A 3,508-nucleotide genomic window follows, 5' to 3' on the forward strand; every position below is an offset into this window, starting at 1 on the left:
GCCGGTCGGCGCCTCGAAATGGGTCGGCGCTTCGCGCTCCAGCCTCGCGCGCAAATCCCACGGTAGCAGCGTCATCAGCGCATCCGAAAGATCGCCCGCCGATACATCCTTCAGCGCCGTCTTGTCGTACAGCGCCGGCACTAGCCACGCCTCGCGCTGCTCGGCTAGCGCGGCATCGGACAAATCCGGCCATGAGTCACCTTCGGCCTTGCGCAGGAACATCACCCGGTCGCGCCATTGCTTCGCCGACTTCGACCAGGGCAGCCGGTCGAGGCCGGCGGCGACCAGTCCGTCGGCCAGCACGGCTGCGGTTGCCGCCGACGGCTTCAGCGCCAGCGGCGTCTCCGACAGCGTGATCGCGTGTAGCGTCTTTCTGCGCCGCGCCCGCAACGCCATCGCGCCGCGATCGAACGAAATCTCGTCTGTGTTCTCGATCTGGTCGGCGAAGCGCAATTCGATGTCGGATTGCAGGATCGGCGCCGCCAGCAGGATGCGGCCGTTGGCGGCCGTGCCGGTGAGTTCGGCGACCGCGATATAGGGCGCGCGCGCCAGCGCCGAGGTCTGGTCGACGGCGGCGCCGCGGCCATTGGCGAGCACAAAACTGCCATTGCCGCGGTTGCGTGCGACACGGTCGGGAAAGGCAAGTGCCAGCATCACGCCGGTCGAGGGCGCCGTGTCCTCGGCGGGCGCGCCCTCGGTGGCCGCGACCTGCGACGCCCAGCGCTGCGCCAGGCTGCGCGCGCTGCTCGACCGCTGCGAACGGTCGCGGCGGAACTGATCCAGCCTGAAATCGAGATCGACGCTGTCGCCGCCGAGGCCGCGCTCGGTCAGCACCGCGGCAATGTCGGCGGCTTCCTCGCCGGCGCCGAGACGGTGCGAGTCCACGATCATCCGCGCCAGCCGCGGCGGCAGCGCCAGCGCGCGCAGGCTCTTGCCTTCCGGCGTGATCCGTCCATCCGAATCGAGCGCGCCGAGTTCGCCGAGCAGGCTGCGCGCCTCTTTCAGCGCGGGGGTCGGCGGCGGATCGAGAAACGCCAGCGTGGCGGGGTCGCTGACGCCCCATTGCGCGAGGTCGAGCACCAGCGAGGACAGGTCGGCGGAAAGGATTTCGGGCTGGGTATAGGCTGCGAGCGACGCGGTCTGCGGCTCGTCCCACAGCCGGTAACAGACGCCGGGCTCGGTGCGGCCGGCGCGACCGCGGCGCTGATCGACCGCGGCGCGCGAGGCGCGCACGGTCTCGAGACGCGTGAGGCCAATATCCGGCTCGTAGCGCGGCACCCGCGCCATTCCGGAATCGACCACGATGCGGACGCCCTCGATGGTCAGCGAGGTCTCCGCGATCGAGGTCGCCAGCACCACCTTGCGCTGACCTTTCGGGGCCGGCGCAATGGCCCGGTCCTGCACGGCGGCGTCGAGCGCGCCGAACAGCGGCACGATCTCGATCGACGCATCGTGAATGCGCTCGCCGAGAAAGGTTTGCGTGCGGCGGATTTCCGCCGCCCCCGGCAGGAACGCCAGCACCGAGCCCGGATCGGCGCGCAGCGCCATCGCGATCGCGTCCGCCATCTGCCGTTCCAGCGGCGCATCGGCCTTGCGACCGAGATAGCGGGTATCGACGGCAAAGGCGCGGCCCTCGCTGGAAATGACAGGCGCATCGCCGAGCAGTCTGGCGACGCGCGCGCCATCCAGCGTCGCCGACATCACGAGGATGCGCAGATCCTCGCGCAGGCCAACCTGCGCGTCGCGCGCCAGCGCCAGCCCGAGATCGGCATCGAGTGAACGCTCGTGGAATTCGTCGAACAGCACCGCCGCGACGCCCGTGAGTTCGGGATCGTCGAGAATCTGCCGCGAGAAAATGCCCTCGGTGACGACTTCTATCCGGGTCGTCCGCGAGACCTTTGAGCCGAAGCGGACGCGGTAGCCAACGGTCTCGCCGGCGCGTTCACCCAGCGTCCTGGCCATGCGCTCGGCGCTGGCGCGGGCCGCGATCCGGCGCGGCTCCAGCATGATGATCTTTTTGCCGGCCAGCCACGGCGCATCCAGCAGCGCCAGCGGCACCCGCGTGGTCTTGCCGGCGCCGGGCGGCGCCACCAGCACCGCGGCATTGTGGTCCGCGAGCGTACGGGACAACTGGTCCAGTACGGCGTCGATCGGAAGCGGGGTGTCGAAAGTGCGTGGCAAGGAAACCTTTATCGTAATGGCGGATTTCTTCCTTCCCTTCTCCCCTTGTGGGAGAAGGTGGCAGCCGAAGGCTGCCGGATGAGGGGTCTCTATCCGCGCGGAGGCAACCCCTCACCCGTCGCGATGCTTCGCATCGCGCCACCCTCTCCCACAAGGGGAGAGGGCAAGGAAGACGTCAGATCGCCCCGCGCCCGACGCTCTCGTAGGTAAACCCGTGCGCCGCCATCTCCTCGGGGCGATAGATGTTGCGCAGATCGACCACCACCGGCTGCGCCAGTTCGCTTTTCAGCCGCGCCAGGTCGAGCGTGCGGTACTGCACCCACTCGGTCACCACCACCATGGCGTCGGCACCGCGCACGCAGGCATAGGGATCATCGCAATATTCGATATCGGGCAGTTCGCGGCGCGCCTGTTCCATGCCGACGGGATCGTGCGCGCGCACCCTGGCGCCCATGTCGAGCAGGCCGGTGACGAGCGGGATCGAGGGCGCTTCGCGCATGTCGTCGGTATCGGGCTTGAAGGTGAGGCCGAGCACCGCGACGGTCTTGCCGCGCAGGCTGCCGCCGGCCGCGTTCGACACCTTGCGCGCCATCGCGCGCTTGCGGTTGTCGTTGACCGCCAGCACCGCCTCGACGATCCGCAGATGGACGTCGTGATCGAGCGCGATCTTGACCAGCGCGCGGGTGTCCTTCGGAAAGCAGGAGCCGCCGAAACCGGGACCGGCATGCAGGAATTTCGACCCGATGCGATTGTCGAGCCCGATGCCGCGCGCGACTTCCTGCACATCGGCGCCGACCTTTTCGGCGAGATCGGCGATCTCGTTGATGAAGGTGATCTTGGTGGCGAGGAAGGCGTTGGCGGCGTACTTGATCAGCTCCGCGGTACGCCGCGCCGTGAACATCAGCGGCGCCTGGTTCAGCGACAGCGGGCGGTAGATGTCGCCGAGCACTTTTCTCGCACGCTCATCCGACGTTCCCACCACGATGCGGTCGGGAAACTTGAAGTCGCGGATCGCCGCTCCCTCGCGCAGGAATTCCGGATTGGAAGCGACCGCGACCTCGGCCGCCGGATTGGCCTCGCGAATCAGGCGCTCGACCTCGTCGCCGGTGCCGACCGGCACGGTCGATTTGGTCACCACCACCGTGAAGCCGGAAAGCGCCGCGGCGATCTCGCGCGCGGCGATGTGGACGTAGCTCAGGTCGGCATGACCGTCGCCGCGCCGCGACGGCGTGCCGACCGCGATGAACACCGCGTCGGCCGCGGCGACCGGTGCGGCGAGTTCGGTGGTGAAATCCAGCCGGCCGGCCTTCACATTGGCGGCGACCAG

General features: G+C 68.8%; 2 protein-coding genes. Both read right to left on the minus strand.

What is annotated here, in order from left to right:
* Positions 1–2,181, minus strand: a 2,181-nt coding sequence (hrpB, locus tag Q8R73_RS12120) for an ATP-dependent helicase HrpB (protein WP_305719786.1), incomplete at its 3' end; no start/stop codon positions are given.
* 175 nt (positions 2,182–2,356) lie between these two features.
* On the minus strand, positions 2,357–3,508 hold a 1,152-nt coding region (locus tag Q8R73_RS12125; RefSeq protein WP_305719787.1), incomplete at its 5' end, for a UDP-glucose/GDP-mannose dehydrogenase family protein.

The sequence above is a fragment of the Bradyrhizobium sp. genome, assembly GCF_030697065.1.
In the GTDB taxonomy this organism is placed as follows: Bacteria; Pseudomonadota; Alphaproteobacteria; order Rhizobiales; family Xanthobacteraceae; genus Bradyrhizobium.